Raw genomic sequence first — 14,846 nt, forward strand, 5'->3', positions numbered from 1 at the left:
TAGTTTGTCTAGCATCTAAAAATAAAAATTGACGTTTCACGTTGTTTGTTTCGTTTAGTTTTCAAAGTTCAACATCGCGTTTCAGCGACTTTTATAATTTAACATTTCGCGTTAAATCTGTCAACAACTTTTTTCTTTCGTTCCTGACGACGCTTATTAATTTATCATATTAATCATTTGTTCGTCAACACTTTTTAAAAAAATGCCAAAATAATTTTATCTTGGCATGATATAAAGCTTAATAACCACTAATGCAGCAACACCGGGTAGACCTAATAAACTTGTGATTGCTGCTGTACCCAAGTTTATTGGAATATGAAAATCAAAATATGTTCCTATAACATTTACGATAAATAGTAATGCTATTCCTAAAGTAACATGAAAAAGCGCTTTTCCTATAAAACGTAATGGCTTTGAAGAAACACCAAAAACAAGAAAAATAAAAACTAGAGTAAGAATACCGACAATAACAATTGTAGAATTCATTTTCTTCCTCCTTATGAATGACCTATACACACTCATTTGTATGGGACAAGACGATAAAAAAGAACATGTATCACATAACTCCAGTCGTTTTATCTTGTTCACCTTTATTTGACAACACTTCCTTCATAAAAACCACTATTCGTCCTTTCCGAACGAAGTAACCACTAAATGTTTAACAAATAAAATAAAAGGTTCTGCTTTTGCAGCAGAACCTTTTACCATTGTTCCATTTTTACAGGGCGACGTTTTGCTTCTTTTAACAAGAAGAAATATTTCGCCTCTGCTATTTTCAAAGAACAAATCACATCTTGAGATGGTTCCACACTTTGTTCAACCATTCTCTTCTGACGTAACCATTCATTCTTCACCTTTTCTAATAGTACGATTAATTTATCATCATACTCTTTGCGCAATTTACCCTTTTTTTGAAAGAACATTTTTGTTTCTCCTCTTATACTTCTCTACGACCTTCTAACGCTTTCGACAGTGTCACTTCATCTGCATATTCTAAATCTCCACCCACTGGCAGACCATGTGCAATACGAGTTACTTTAATACCTGTCGGCTTTAAGAGGCGGGATATATACATCGCTGTAGCTTCCCCTTCAATATTAGGGTTTGTTGCCAATATTACTTCTTGTACCGTTTCATCGTGCAGTCGCTTTAAAAGTTGCGGGATATTAATGTCTTCTGGTCCAATTCCCTCCATTGGAGAAATCGCACCACGTAACACATGATATACACCTTGATACTCTTTCATCTTTTCCATTGCGATTACATCTTTCGGTTCCTGCACAACACAAACAACCGATTGATCTCGATGTGAATCGTTACAAATATAACAAGGGTCGCGGTCAGTAATATGTCCGCATACAGAACAATACGCTAAATCTCGCTTCGCATTCACAAGCGCTTTTGCAAAACCTAACACATCATCTTCTTTCATATCTAATACGAAAAATGCCAAGCGAACCGCTGTTTTCGGTCCGATCCCTGGCAACTTCATAAAACTATCAATTAGTTTTGATATCGGTTCTGGATAATGCATATATCAATATCCTCCTAGAACATTCCACCCGGTAAGTTTAAGCCTTTTGTAAATTTACCCATTGTAGAATTTGAAAGTTCATCAGCTTTTTTAAGTGCATCATTTGTTGCAGCTAACACTAAGTCTTGTAACATTTCGATATCTTCTGGATCTACAACTTCTTCTTTAACTTTCACTTCAAGAATTTGCTTATGACCATTTGCAATAACTGTGATCATACCGCCACCAGCTGTACCTTCAACTGTTTTTTCGCCAAGTTCTTCTTGCGCTTTCGCCATATCTTTTTGCATTTTTTGCATTTGTTTCATCATGTTATTCATATTTCCCATTCCGCCACGCATCATAATTAATTCCTCCTAATTATTATTACTCTTTTATTTCAATAAGTTCTTGCCCTACTAATTTTACCGCCTCTTCTATAAGAGGGTCTTCTTTTTTCTCTGGGCTTTCTTCAGCATTTCCACCTTCACGCTGTAAAAAATCTTCACGGATTTTACCCCATTCACTTTTTGGAATGGCAATCATATTTAATCTTTTACTTAGCAATTCAAATAAAGCTTGTTCCACTGTATCCATAGCTTCTCGGTTTTCGCTTGCCATTTTACAGTGAATCTCATATTGAAACGCTAACACGTAAGTATCATCCGAAGCCGCTACCGGTTCGCTATTTTCTAATAAAACAGCAAACGCTACTTTGTTGTATGCTTTGAGTCTTCCTAACAACTCACCCCACACAGCTTTTAATTGTTCTAAATCCTGACGTTTCGCTTGCTTTAACACTTCATTTACACGTCCGACAGGAATCTTCATACTACCTGTACGCACTGGCTTTGGTGTTGCACGTGTCTCTCTGACTTCCTGCTGCACACCAGCCGGCACACCATTCTTTTTGACTTCTTCTAACTCTTTCTCCAATTGCTGCATCCTGTTCATAATTGCTTGTAAACGATCTGCCCCGTTCGCTTGCATCATAAACTGTTGACACAGTTGTACCATAACAACTTCTAAGAAAATTCGCGGATGATTTGTCCACTTCATTTCCTGTTGTCCCTTACTAAGAGTATGAATGATTTCATAGATTACTTCCGGTTGCATTTCTTCACTTAGCATCCGGAATTGCTCATCTACCATTACTCGTTCCAACATATGTTCCAGTTGTGGTGAAGTTTGATATAAAAGCATGTCACGATAATAGTAAATGAAATCCTCCATAAAACGAACTGGATCTTTCCCTTTACCCATCATCTCATCTATGATACGTAATGCTCTTGATACATCATTTTCACGTATACATTCTACTAAGTTACCTAAGTATTGCTGGGAAACAGAACCTGTCACAGCTAATACATCTTCTGTCGTAACTGTCTCATCACTATAAGATATTGCCTGATCAATAAGACTAAGCGCATCACGCATACCACCCTCAGCAGCACGTGCAACAATTTGTAACGCCTCATCTTCTACTTGCGTACCTTCATTCGTCACAACCGTCGATAATCTCTCAACAATATCATTTACTGATATCTTTCGAAATTCAAAACGTTGGCAACGTGAAATAATTGTAGGCGGAATCTTATGCGGTTCTGTTGTCGCCAAAATAAAGATGACATGTCCTGGCGGCTCTTCTAACGTTTTTAAAAGCGCATTGAAGGCACCCATAGAAAGCATGTGAACTTCATCAATAATGTATACTTTATATTCTACAGCACTTGGAGCATATTTTACTTTATCTCTAATATCTCGAATTTCATCTACACCGTTATTTGAAGCCGCATCAATTTCTAATACATCTGAAATGGATCCTTGTGTAATCCCCAAACAAGAAGGACATTCATTACAAGGTTCAGCTACCGGAGCATGTTCACAGTTGATTGCTTTTGCAAACACCTTTGCAATTGTCGTTTTTCCTGTTCCCCTCGGCCCAGAAAATAAATAAGCATGTGAAACTTTCTCTTGAAGAAGGGCATTTTGCAACGTTTTTGTCACGTGCTTTTGACCAACTACATCTTCAAATTTTTGCGGTCTCCATGTTCGGTATAACGCTTGGTATGACACGAAAATACGGCCTCCCTCAAAGGTTATTATCTCATTTATTATAACCCATTCTGTTTATAGATTCCAAAAGTTATTTTCTATACAAAAAACCCACCTTAATATTAAGGTGAGTTTTGTATACATATATAACTGCCGTGCACCTTCTGTCGATTACGTACCATAAGCGTTACTCAAGCAGTTAGCTCGGTTCAGGCACTCCTGCGGCACACGAGAAGACCCGCTTATTGCTGCTTCCTTCCGGACCTGACAAGGTTCACGGGGTCCCGTTGCGCAGGACCCAAACGTCAACACCACTTACTTAAGGCAGACCTTACAGCAACATAACCTCGAGAAGGGATTCGGCCTCGCTAGAGCGGATTGCGAGTATAGGGCACCGCTACCTCCCCGCTTAGCACGGCAAAGTTAAAACCAATATTCGGTTGCCTTCATTAAAGGCATTATCAGTATAACTTGTTTTTTTATAAAATGCAAATACGTTAATTCTCTTTGCTTTTCTCTAATTTCTTGCTCGCTTTTCTTTTTTTTCGAAGCTCTCTAAAAAAGTTTGTTAACAACGTACCGCATTCTTCTTCTAACACACCAGCCACTACTTCACACTGATGATTAAAGCGTTCATCCGTTAAAAGATTCATCAAAGTCCCTGCACATCCACCTTTCGGATCACTTGCACCATATACAACTCGCTTCACTCGCGATAAAACAATTCCACCCGCACACATCGGACAAGGCTCTAATGTTACATATAATGTCGCATCTTCTAAACGCCATGTCCCTAATTTTTTGCACGCCTCATCAATAGCTAGTAACTCAGCGTGCGCTATTGATCTTTGCTCGGTTTCCCTTAAATTATGAGCAACACTAATTACTTCACCATCTAACACTATAACTGCACCAATCGGTACTTCTTGTATTGCCTCTGCCTTTTTAGCTTCTTCTATTGCTAACTGCATAAAATAAATATCTTGATCGTGTTCCATACCATAGTCCTTTCATTACAAATAACGTACACTAATTTCCATTTACTACACATGGGATAACTTTTACAAATTCAATCCACCCTAATAAAAAAGAGAGGGGATTACATATGAAGAATACTGCCTTACTCATTATCGATATGATTAATGACTTTCAATTTTCACACGGGCCCACCCTAGCCAAAAAATGCGAAATTATAACAAACCCTATTCTACAATTAAAGAAAACAATGAAATCCCTTGGTTATCCCATAATTTATGTTAATGACCATTATCAACTTTGGAGATCTGATATTGACCAACTAATTACTCATTGTACAAATGAGTATAGCGAAAATATCATTCGTAAGATTGCCCCAAATTCCGATGATTACATTTTTATTAAACCACATTACTCCGCTTTTTATGAAACACCTTTAAATTCTTTATTAGGCTATTTAAAAATAGAAAATCTAATATTAACAGGAGTCGCTGGGAATATATGTATCCTCTTTACAGCTAACGATGCTCATATGAGAAATTATACACTGTATGTACCACAGGACTGTATTGCCTCTAATCATGATCAGGATAACTTACATGCTTTAAAAATAATGGAAGCCACATTAAAAGCAAATATAGTGCCGTCATCTCAAATAAAAATTCATTAATACATATATCTATTTTCTAACTTTTTATATCAAATTAACCCGCTCGCTTCCCTCTTGTGCTACAATAATTCTGTTTTGTGTTTTTAGTAGCCACGGTAAATCACTGATTGAAAGGAGGAAACAGCGTGACCGGAGTACCATTTATCACGGTTGAAGGACCAATTGGTGTTGGAAAAACTTCACTTGCGAAGGAAATTTCAACTCACATGCAACTCCACTTACTGAAAGAGATTGTTGATGAAAACCCTTTTTTAGGAAAGTTCTATGAAGACATCGACGAATGGAGTTTTCAAACAGAGATGTTCTTTCTTTGTAATAGATACAAACAATTAGAAGATATTAACATAAAGTATTTGAATCAAAGGAAGCCAGTAGTAGCAGATTATCATATATTTAAAAATCTAATTTTCGCATCCCGTACATTAAAAGATTCTCAATACGATAAGTACATGCAAATCTATCGTATCCTTACACAAGATATGCCTGTACCAAACGTAATCGTTTATTTAACGGCTAGCTTGGAAACATTACAAGCACGAATTGCAAAGCGCGGAAGAGAATTCGAAAAAAATATGGATCCAAATTACTTACTACAGCTCACAAAAGATTATGAAACTGCAATGGATACGTTTAAAAAGGATCATCCAGAAATCCCAGTATTGAAATTTAACGGAGATGATATGGATTTTGTAAAAAATCCTGATGATTTAAATGTCATCCTATCTGCCCTTCAAAATACTCTCTTAAAGGAGTCGAAATAATAATGAATTTAAGGCAAAAATATGATATACCAAATGACGCAGTAATCACGATTGCTGGAACAGTAGGTGTCGGTAAATCAACTATGACAACTGCATTAGCTAACGCTTTAGGCTATCGCACATCATTTGAAAAGGTAGACTCTAACCCCTACTTGGACAAGTTCTATGCTGATTTCACACGCTGGAGCTTTCACTTGCAAGTGTACTTTTTAGCAGAACGATTTAAAGAACAAAAAAGAATTTTTGAATACGGTGGCGGTTTTGTTCAAGATCGCTCTATCTATGAAGACACTGGCATTTTTGCAAAGATGCATCATGAAAAAGGTACAATGACGGAAACTGATTATGAAACATACAAAGGTCTATTTGATGCTATGGTCATGACTCCTTACTTCCCTCATCCTGATTTATTAATTTACTTAGAAGGTTCTTTCGATGATATCGTTGATCGTATCCAAGAACGCGGACGTCCGATGGAACAGCAAACACCAATTGAGTATTGGAAAGAGATGCATGGCCGTTACGAAAACTGGATTAATAATTTTAATGCATGCCCTGTTTTACGATTAAACATTAATGAATACGATATTTTAAAAGATGGCGATTCAATTGAACCAATCATTAAAAAAATTGGCCATTTTTTAAAACAAACACGTAAACTTGTAAAATAAAAAACCCGTGCATATGCACGGGTTTTTCTATTAAATTACTTCTTTTTTGTCGGAGCAATAATTTCACTCTCAGGTTTTCCAGCATTAATACGCTGGCGAACAGTACTTGTACTAATATCGTATGTTTCAGCAATCTCTTTAACGGTCATTTCTTTCCCGTTAATCACTGCTGTTAATACTTTACCTGTACGTTTTGGAGCTGCTTCTTTCTTTACAGCCGCTTTTTCAACTTTTTTTGGCGCCTCTACTTTTGTCGCAGTTTGCTTTACATCACAAGTGCAACCACAAAGTTTACGGAATGTATCATCGCTAATAATACGTGAAACATTTGCACCACTGTTTAAAATTCTATTGTTCTTACAGACAGGACATTGTACATAATATAAAGTTTTTCCATCTAAAGGAAACGTTTGTATAATAAGATCCATGTTGACTCCTTTCATATCTATGAAGATAATCATCGGAATATGAGTGTGTAATAAGGAGGAAATCTCCTTACACCATACTTTATGATTGGTTTTAAAATAAAAACTCGTTACGTGTTGGTAACGAGTTCTCCAATCTCCACTTATATGCGCTGTTGTCAATTATATCTGGAGGAGGTAGAGGGATTCGAACCCCCGCGCGACTCTCGCCACCTGTCGGTTTTCAAGACCGATCCCTTCAGCCAGACTTGGGTATACCTCCATATTGACATCAAATATAATATCAAAAGAAAAACAGTTAGTCAACCCTACTAAAATAAATTATGAGGAAAGGAAAATTTTACTTTTCCTCTCCTACATTATAGTACTGACAACGCTCATAATTACCAATCACTCATACCGATGAATGTTTACATTTACTTAATAACTGTTTTTCCTCCCATATAAGGGCGAAGAACTTCTGGAATTATAATTGTACCATCTTCTTGTTGGTAGTTCTCTAAAATAGCTGCAACCGTACGTCCAATTGCAAGACCAGATCCATTTAATGTATGAACATGTTCTGGTTTTCCGTTTGGCTCACGACGGAAACGGATATTTGCACGTCTCGCTTGGAAAGCCTCAAAATTACTACAAGAAGAAATCTCACGATATGTGCCATAGCTTGGAATCCATACTTCGATATCGTATTTCTTCGCTGCTGTAAATCCTAAATCGCCTGTGCACATGCTCATAACGCGATATGGCAACTCTAATAATTGTAACACGCGTTCTGCATCATTTGTTAATTTTTCTAACTCTTCATAAGAATCTTCTGGTTTTACGAATTTTACAAGCTCTACTTTGTTGAACTGATGCTGACGAATTAAGCCACGCGTATCACGTCCAGCTGAACCTGCTTCAGAACGGAAACAAGAGCTAAATGCAGCATATCGTATCGGCAATTGCTCTTTATTTAAGATTTCATCACGGTGCATATTCGTTACAGGTACTTCAGCTGTTGGAATTAAGAAGTAATCTTCACTTTCAATACGGAATGCATCTTCTTCAAATTTCGGAAGTTGTCCCGTTCCTGTCATACTTGCACGGTTTACCATATACGGAGGTAACACTTCTTCGTATCCATGCTCGTCAGTATGAAGATCCAGCATAAAGCTAATTAAAGCACGCTCTAATCTTGCGCCAGCACCTTTATAGAATACGAAGCGGCTTCCCGTTACTTTCCCAGCGCGCTCAAAATCTAAAATTCCTAAATCTGTAGCAAGATCCCAATGTGGTTTTGGTTCATAAGCAAATTCTTTCACTTCTCCCCAAGTACGTGCTACTACATTATCATCTTCTGTTTCACCAACTGGAGCAGATTCATGAGGGATATTTGGAATAGATAACATTAATCTTTCTAAATCTTCTTCAACTGTACGAAGTTCATTATCAAGATCTTTTACTTTTTCTCCAACTTCACGCATTTCTAGAATTAGAGCTTCTGCATCTTTCTTTTCGCGCTTCAATACAGAGATTTGTTGAGATACTTCGTTACGTTTACTTTTTAGTTCCTCTGTTTGAACAAGTAATTCTCTTCTTCTCGTATCCAGCTCTTCAAAGCGACCAAAATCAGTTAAATCTTCGCCTCTATGCTGTAACTTTGCTTTTACTTCTTCAAAATTTGTACGTAAAAATTTAATATCAAGCATTATATACTCCTCCTTTTATTTTATAAAACACAAAAAACTCCCGTCCCTATATAAAGGGACGGGAGTTAACCCGCGTTGCCACCCTAGTTGAAAGCATTGCCGCCTTCCTCTCAAGTAGAAATAACGGCTCTTCACCGGGAATGTTTACTAATCATAAAGATATTCCACATTCCATTCCAGGATGGATTCACAAACTGTTTCTATCGATTTCCACCAACCATCGACTCTCTATAAGAAACGGCATTTGTTACTACTTCCTATCAACACGCTTATTTTATAAAATTGTTACCATCAATTTACTATAATCTTATACAAGTTGCAAGTTACTTATACAACTTTTTTCATTTTCGCTTCTTTTACCATTTCTACAAAGTATGCTGTCACACGATGATCATCCGTTAATTCTGGATGGAATGAAGCAGCTAAAAACTGATTTTGTTTTACTGCTACCATTCGATCATCATGTGTGGAGAGTACTTCAACATCATCAGCTACACGTACAACATATGGAGCACGGATAAATACACCAATAAAGTCTTCTCCTACACCATTAATTGAAAGTGCGGCTTCAAAGCTATCTTTTTGGCGTCCAAACGCATTGCGCTCTACTGTAATATCCATAGCACCAATATGTGCTTCTTCATAGCCAATAAGCGTTTTTGCAAGAAGAATCATACCTGCACATGTACCAAACATTGGTTTACCAGACTTCGCGAATGTACGAAGTGGTTCCATGAAAGCATACTTATCAATAAGACGGCGCATTGTTGTACTTTCACCACCTGGTAAAATAAGACCATCAATCTCTTCAAGTTGCTCGATACGCTTTACAACAACAGCCTCTGCACCACTTGCTTCAACTGATTTCACATGCTCACGAACTGCACCTTGAAGACCTAGTACACCGATTTTCACCATTTTAAAGTTCTCCTTCAATTACCATCCACGCTCTTGCATGCGTTGTTCTGGTAATAACGTTGAAATTTCGATACCTTTCATCGCATTACCTAATCCTTTAGAAAGGCTTGCAATTAGTTCGTAATCTTCATAATGAGTCGTCGCTTCAACGATTGCGCGTGCAAATTTCTCTGGATTCTCTGATTTGAAGATACCAGATCCAACAAATACACCATCCGCACCAAGTTGCATCATTAACGCTGCATCTGCTGGTGTTGCTACACCACCTGCTGCGAAGTTTACAACTGGCAAACGACCAAGGCGTTTAATTTCAAGTAGTACTTCATAAGGAGCACCAGTATTTTTTGCATATGTCATTAACTCATCTTCACGTAGACTTGCAACTTGACGGATTTCTGCATTGACTTGGCGCATATGACGCACTGCCTCTACAATGTTTCCTGTTCCTGGTTCACCTTTTGTACGAAGCATAGATGCACCTTCTGCAATACGACGTGCAGCTTCTCCGATATCACGGCAACCACATACAAATGGAACTGTGTAATCACGTTTATTTAAATGGTATACTTCATCAGCAGGAGTTAATACTTCACTCTCGTCGATATAGTCTACCCCTAATGATTCTAATACACGTGCTTCTACAAGGTGACCGATACGGCATTTTGCCATAACCGGAATTGACACTGCACCCATAACTTCTTCAACGATCGTTGGGTCTGCCATACGAGAAACGCCACCTGCTGCACGAATATCTGCTGGTACACGCTCTAGTGCCATAACGGCAACTGCGCCTGCCTCTTCTGCAATTTTTGCTTGTTCAGCGTTAATTACGTCCATAATAACGCCGCCTTTTTGCATTTCTGCCATTCCACGTTTTACACGTTCTGTCCCTGTTACATTTGTCATGTTACAAAAACCCCCCTAGGTGAATTGCTTTTCCCCGTTAAAGGCGAAAATTAAGAATACTCTTACATTCTACCACTAACTATCCGATGCTTGTCTACTACTTTTTCATAAAGTCGGTATGAAAAATAGGAATAAGAAAAAGCCCCTACAATGAGGAGCTTTTAAAACCAACCTTTTACTGTATCAACAGCACTATTCCATATACCACTAAAGAAAGAGCCAATTCCACGCATAGAACGAGTAAACCAATTCGCTTCTTCTACTGCAGATGTTGTTACAAGATCTATTTGTAATGACTTACCAGATAAAAATCCAGGATCATTCGCATCTTTTGGTGTGATTACCATTTGGCCAAGTGCAGCTCCCTTTTTAATTGGTGCTTCTTGTCCCTTACTTGCTTCTTTTAATTCTGTTTTATAAACATCTTTACTTCCTTTTGGCACTGGAAGTGAAACAGCTTTTTTTGTTTGAACTGCTACATCTTTTTCTTTAGCATTTTCTACTCGTACTGTTTCTTGCCCTTTTACTGAAGAATCTTTTTTATACATTTGCTTCATTTCAAAGTTAGCAAATCCATAATCATATAGCTTCTTTGTTTCATCAAAACGTGCTGTATGAGAACTTGTTTTAATAACTACAGAAATAAAACGCATACCGTTTCTTTCAACCGTACCAGTGAAACAATCCCCTGCTTCTGGAGTCGAGCCTGTTTTCAGGCCATCAACGCCATCATATTCTTTCACTAAGCCCTTTAACATCCAGTTCCAGTTCGACATTGCAAACTTCTCTTTTTCTGGACGGAATTCTTTTTTCGGGATTTTTGCTGTATCTAGCACTTTTGGATAATCTTTAATTAAATGTTGTGCTAAAGTTGCAACATCCTTTGCAGACATTTTATTTTCCTCATCCGCTGTTGTTCCTTCAGGATGCATTCCCTTTAAATCCTTGTTCGTTAAACCTGTAGAATTGACAAATTTATAATTTTTCAACCCTAGTTCTTTTGATTTATCATTCATCATTTTTACGAAGTCTACTTCTTTACCTGCAATTGCTTCTGCTAATGCAATTGTTGCACCATTTGCAGAAAAGATTGCCATTGCCTCGTATAGCTCTTTTACTGTATAAGTGCCACCATTTTCTAATGCAACATTTGATAATGAAGCATCTTGTGAAACTTTATACGCATATTCAGAAACCTTAATTTTTTGATCCCACTTAAGTTTTCCTTTATCCACCGCTTCATGAACTAAATATTCACTCATCATCTTTGTCATACTAGCAATTGATAATAATTCATCTGCATTCTTTTGATATAAAATTTTCCCAGAATTCGCTTCAACTAAAATTGCTGCACCTGCTTCAATGTTTAGAGCAGATCCTGTTTCTGCTGATGCATTGCTATATGGTAACAACATACTACAAGCTAGTGTAAGCATTGTTACTAAAGCAATGAATCTTTTGCAAAACATACCTTTCACTTTTGCTACCCCCAATATCTATGTACTCACATAACCGTTATTCTAACATAATCAAAAAAAAATAGACAGAGATATCAAATCTCTGTCTATTTGTATATAAGACATTATAATGAGTAGTTTGGAGCCTCTTTTGTAATTTGTACGTGATGAGGGTGGCTTTCGCGTAAACCAGCACCTGACATACGAATGAATTGTGCATTCTCACGTAAGAATTCTAAATTCTGCGCTCCGCAATATCCCATACCGGCACGTAATCCACCAACTAATTGATGAACTGTATCTGCTAAAGGCCCTTTATATGGTACTCGACCTTCAATACCTTCTGGAACAAGTTTCTTATTTCCTTCTTGGAAGTAACGATCTTTACTTCCCTTTTCCATCGCTCCGACAGAACCCATACCACGATACACTTTAAATTGACGGCCTTGGTAAATTTCAGTTTCTCCAGGGCTTTCAGCAACACCAGCAAACATACTACCTAGCATAACAACGTGTGCTCCTGCTGCTAAGGCTTTTACCATGTCACCAGAGTACTTAACACCACCATCAGCAATAACTGGGATACCGTGTTTACGAGCTTCTGTTGCACAATCATAAACTGCTGTTAATTGTGGTACACCAACGCCAGCTACAACACGTGTTGTACAGATAGAGCCTGGTCCAATACCAACTTTAACTACATTTGCACCCGCTTCGATTAATGCTTTCGTTGCTTCAGCAGTAGCAACATTTCCAGCGATAATATTTAGTGCTGGATATTTCGCACGAACTTCTTTTACCTTATCAATAACACCTTGAGAATGTCCATGAGCTGTATCAAGTACGATTGCATCTACGCTAGCTTTTACTAATGCGTCGATACGAAGCATCGCATCAGCCGTTACACCAACCGCTGCTCCAACTAATAAGCGTCCTTGCTTATCCTTCGCAGAATTTGGGAATTCAATTACTTTTTCAATATCTTTTATTGTAATAAGCCCTTGTAATACACCGTTGTTATCAACAAGAGGGAGTTTTTCAATTTTATACTTTTGTAGGATCTTTTCAGCTTCTTCCAGCGTAGTACCAACTGGAGCTGTAATTAGCTTTTCTTTTGTCATTACGTCGGAAATTTTGATTGAGTAGTCTTGGATAAAACGCATATCACGGTTTGTAATAATACCAACTAATTTTCGCTCGTCTAAATTATTTACAACCGGTACACCTGAGATACGGTATTTTCCCATAAGATGCTCTGCATCATATACTTGATGTTCTGGAGTTAAAAAGAAAGGATCTGAAATAACGCCACTTTCAGAACGTTTTACTTTATCAACTTGCTCCGCTTGTTGTTCGATAGACATGTTTTTATGAATAATTCCTAAACCGCCTTGACGAGCCATTGCAATAGCCATATCAGCTTCTGTTACTGTATCCATTCCTGCACTAATTAACGGGATATTTAACTGTAAGCTTTCAGATAAAACTGTTTTAACACTTACTTCTCTTGGTAGTACATCTGACTTTGCTGGTACAAGTAATACGTCATCAAAAGTCAAACCTTCTTTAACAAATTTAGATTCCCACATAATTGTTCCCCCCATGATACCAGAAATTATTATTAGTAGCTTATCAATTGGTTAAAATACTGTCAAGGACGTATATATATGTTAGAATTTTTAGACAATAAAAGGAGCGTAATATATGCATCAAACACATTGTACTTGGCAGCAACTAAGTTTCTTCTTTTCATCTCAAAATGTACAACGTTATCTTGCCCGTTGTTATGAAAAATTCTCCATACAAGATGCTGAAAAAAAAAGTTTCGAAAATTGTTATCCCTTTATTTATTACTTAGAACATGGGAAAAACTATTATGAATTATATAAGGTAGCCCCCTTTTCGATTCAGCCAATGTTATTGTTTTATGGAATGAGCCAACTTTTTAAAGCCTGCTTACTAACTATTGATCCGAACTATCCAGAATCCACTACAGTTTTAGCTCATGGTGTTACAACTCGCAAACGAAAAAAACAGGGATATCAATTTTTAGAAGATGAGGTGAAAGTACAAAAAAATGGATTATTTACTCATGTTGCAGAACAGCTGTTTCACATGAAACACTTAGAAGCAGAAAAGTTTAACATGCTGGATTTAATGGGAAATATTCCTGAATTACAAAATTTATTTCGCTACAGTCAAAGGGGGGGCACTTTATATAAAATTGATTCAACAAATACAAATGAACTTTCCTTTTCGGTCAACATACTAGATCGGCTTCATATGACTACAGAGAGATTTTCACGTTACATTGAATCAACTTGTAAGCATTTATCCATACAACATGTCTCCGGGAAAACGAGCGGATCGAATTTGCTTTTTACAGCCCCTATCCAGTCGTGGAACCCTATATATAGTACGCCTTTATACTACGAATATCTTGCCGATACTTATTACCTACCAATTCCAACTGACCCGAGAAATCCTAAACCCATATTACCTGAACTTCTTGTTCACTATTTATTGCTCTACAATTTAAGTATGATTTCTAGATACGAAACAGATTGGTGGTATGATTTACTTGGGAGCTACGGCTCTGAAGATTATCCATTTATTTATCAATTTCTTACTATTTCTGCTCAAAAAATCCCTTACTATATTTCGTCTTTTTTACTAACAGAACCGAACCTATTTCATGGGAAATAAAAAAAAACACAAGTCAAAAGACTTGTGTTTTTAGTTGCTTGGCGACGTCCTACTCTCACAGGGACAAGGTCCCAACTACCATCGGCGCTAGAGAGCTT

16 protein-coding genes, 1 tRNA gene, 1 other RNA gene and 1 other annotated feature are annotated in these 14,846 nt (G+C 37.3%); of the genes, 4 read left to right on the forward strand and 14 right to left on the reverse strand.

What is annotated here, in order from left to right:
• Positions 1-216: 216 nt before the first annotated feature.
• The 7 genes from FOT98_RS27295 to tadA form a co-directional block, all read right to left on the reverse strand.
• Entirely contained in the window at positions 217-486 is a 270-nt protein-coding gene (locus FOT98_RS27295) for a pro-sigmaK processing inhibitor BofA family protein (protein ID WP_061680191.1), read from the reverse strand.
• A gap of 215 nt (positions 487-701) precedes the next feature.
• Entirely contained in the window at positions 702-923 is a 222-nt protein-coding gene (locus tag FOT98_RS27300) for a YaaL family protein (RefSeq protein ID WP_000466019.1), read from the reverse strand.
• A gap of 14 nt (positions 924-937) precedes the next feature.
• Positions 938-1,534, reverse strand: a complete 597-nt coding sequence (gene recR, locus FOT98_RS27305) for a recombination protein RecR (RefSeq protein ID WP_000559169.1) — start codon at positions 1,532-1,534, stop codon at positions 938-940.
• 14 nt (positions 1,535-1,548) lie between these two features.
• The gene (locus FOT98_RS27310; RefSeq protein ID WP_170930109.1) at positions 1,549-1,875 is read right to left on the reverse strand and encodes a YbaB/EbfC family nucleoid-associated protein; all 327 of its coding nucleotides are present in this window, start codon (positions 1,873-1,875) and stop codon (positions 1,549-1,551) included.
• A 25-nt stretch (positions 1,876-1,900) separates the two neighbouring features.
• Positions 1,901-3,589, reverse strand: a complete 1,689-nt coding sequence (dnaX, locus tag FOT98_RS27315) for a DNA polymerase III subunit gamma/tau (RefSeq protein ID WP_000121578.1) — start codon at positions 3,587-3,589, stop codon at positions 1,901-1,903.
• 132 nt (positions 3,590-3,721) lie between these two features.
• Positions 3,722-3,986, reverse strand: an RNA gene (ffs, locus tag FOT98_RS27320) — signal recognition particle sRNA large type.
• 79 nt (positions 3,987-4,065) lie between these two features.
• Positions 4,066-4,566 carry a tRNA adenosine(34) deaminase TadA gene (gene tadA / locus FOT98_RS27325; RefSeq protein WP_063261963.1) on the reverse strand — a complete coding sequence of 167 codons (501 nt, stop codon included), beginning with the start codon at positions 4,564-4,566 and terminating at the stop codon, positions 4,066-4,068.
• Between the two features lie 107 nt (positions 4,567-4,673).
• Here tadA and FOT98_RS27330 point away from each other — a divergent pair, with 107 nt between their 5' ends.
• The 3 genes from FOT98_RS27330 (at position 4,674) to FOT98_RS27340 (ending at position 6,645) form a co-directional block, all read left to right on the forward strand.
• A complete protein-coding gene (locus tag FOT98_RS27330; RefSeq protein WP_063261964.1) occupies positions 4,674-5,213 on the forward strand; it encodes a cysteine hydrolase family protein in 540 nt (179 codons plus the stop codon).
• Between the two features lie 125 nt (positions 5,214-5,338).
• Positions 5,339-5,974, forward strand: coding sequence for a deoxynucleoside kinase (locus FOT98_RS27335; protein WP_061680194.1), 636 nt, complete (start codon positions 5,339-5,341; stop codon positions 5,972-5,974).
• 2 nt (positions 5,975-5,976) lie between these two features.
• Entirely contained in the window at positions 5,977-6,645 is a 669-nt protein-coding gene (locus FOT98_RS27340; protein ID WP_001053583.1) for a deoxynucleoside kinase, read from the forward strand.
• Between the two features lie 35 nt (positions 6,646-6,680).
• On the opposite strand, the gene FOT98_RS27345 is transcribed toward FOT98_RS27340, so the two are convergent.
• From FOT98_RS27345 to guaB, 7 genes are all read right to left on the reverse strand, one after another.
• Complete coding sequence (locus FOT98_RS27345) at positions 6,681-7,073, reverse strand: sigma factor-like helix-turn-helix DNA-binding protein (RefSeq protein ID WP_000364198.1); 393 nt, start codon at positions 7,071-7,073, stop codon at positions 6,681-6,683.
• A gap of 166 nt (positions 7,074-7,239) precedes the next feature.
• Positions 7,240-7,332 (reverse strand) — tRNA-Ser (locus FOT98_RS27350).
• A gap of 154 nt (positions 7,333-7,486) precedes the next feature.
• Entirely contained in the window at positions 7,487-8,761 is a 1,275-nt protein-coding gene (gene serS / locus FOT98_RS27355) for a serine--tRNA ligase (protein ID WP_000884184.1), read from the reverse strand.
• Between the two features lie 51 nt (positions 8,762-8,812).
• Positions 8,813-9,034, reverse strand: a binding site (T-box leader).
• A 54-nt stretch (positions 9,035-9,088) separates the two neighbouring features.
• Positions 9,089-9,679, reverse strand: coding sequence for a pyridoxal 5'-phosphate synthase glutaminase subunit PdxT (gene pdxT / locus FOT98_RS27360; protein ID WP_063261965.1), 591 nt, complete (start codon positions 9,677-9,679; stop codon positions 9,089-9,091).
• A gap of 18 nt (positions 9,680-9,697) precedes the next feature.
• Positions 9,698-10,585, reverse strand: coding sequence for a pyridoxal 5'-phosphate synthase lyase subunit PdxS (pdxS, locus tag FOT98_RS27365; RefSeq protein ID WP_000186157.1), 888 nt, complete (start codon positions 10,583-10,585; stop codon positions 9,698-9,700).
• 161 nt (positions 10,586-10,746) lie between these two features.
• Positions 10,747-12,054 (reverse strand): D-alanyl-D-alanine carboxypeptidase DacA, encoded by a 1,308-nt coding sequence (gene dacA / locus FOT98_RS27370; protein ID WP_131801842.1) that lies wholly within the window; start codon positions 12,052-12,054, stop codon positions 10,747-10,749.
• Between the two features lie 113 nt (positions 12,055-12,167).
• A complete protein-coding gene (gene guaB, locus FOT98_RS27375) occupies positions 12,168-13,631 on the reverse strand; it encodes an IMP dehydrogenase (protein WP_063261967.1) in 1,464 nt (487 codons plus the stop codon).
• Positions 13,632-13,746: 115 nt separating this feature from the next.
• On the opposite strand from guaB, the gene FOT98_RS27380 reads away from it, so the two are divergent.
• Complete coding sequence (locus FOT98_RS27380) at positions 13,747-14,748, forward strand: YaaC family protein (RefSeq protein ID WP_063261968.1); 1,002 nt, start codon at positions 13,747-13,749, stop codon at positions 14,746-14,748.
• The last annotated feature ends 98 nt before the right edge of the window (positions 14,749-14,846 follow it).

The sequence above is a fragment of the Bacillus sp. HY001 genome (genome assembly GCF_007558965.1).
GTDB lineage: Bacteria > Bacillota > Bacilli > Bacillales > Bacillaceae_G > Bacillus_A > Bacillus_A mobilis.